At 39.9% G+C, this 519-nt stretch carries 1 pseudogene; it reads left to right on the forward strand.

Annotation, left to right across the window (positions count from 1 at the left end):
* Nucleotides 1–351: 351 nt before the first annotated feature.
* Nucleotides 352–519, forward strand: a pseudogene (locus IQR33_RS36025) (JAB domain-containing protein); the annotation flags it as partial.

Below are 519 nucleotides of genomic sequence, written 5' to 3' on the forward strand. Positions count from 1 at the left end.
ATAGTCACAACACCCGTCAATCGGATGCAGTTCAATAAGGATGGCAGCATGTTAGGTTGTTGGGCGATGCTAATATATGTGAACTAATAGTACGAATTTTATAGTAATTAGGTGATTTCTACGTTTTGCTACGTGAGGCTATGCTCGTATGGTAAAGAGGAGAAGCAACTTTCCGTATAGTAAAGTACCGACTATCAGTAAAATGTTGGTACTTTGTTTGAATGAGATAGCTGAGAATTTTTGGATGATTTTCTCAAGTGTTACTTAGAGAAAGTGCTTTTTGTTGAGAAAGTTGTAAATCCATTGGTACTACTGCATTCTCTCATGATTCATAAAAACGAAAATTAATTCTTGTTGGCGCACAATCATCCTTCAGGCGTCGCTGAGCCGAGCCAAGCTGACAGAAGGATTACAAGGCGTCTCACCGACGCATTAGCATTGGTGGATATTCGTATTTTGGACCATTTCGTCATCGGAGATGGGGAAAGTGTCTCTTTTGCTGAAAGAGGCTGGATATAA

Source organism: Vibrio sp. OPT46, assembly GCF_015163535.1.
Lineage (GTDB): Bacteria > Pseudomonadota > Gammaproteobacteria > Enterobacterales > Vibrionaceae > Vibrio > Vibrio alginolyticus.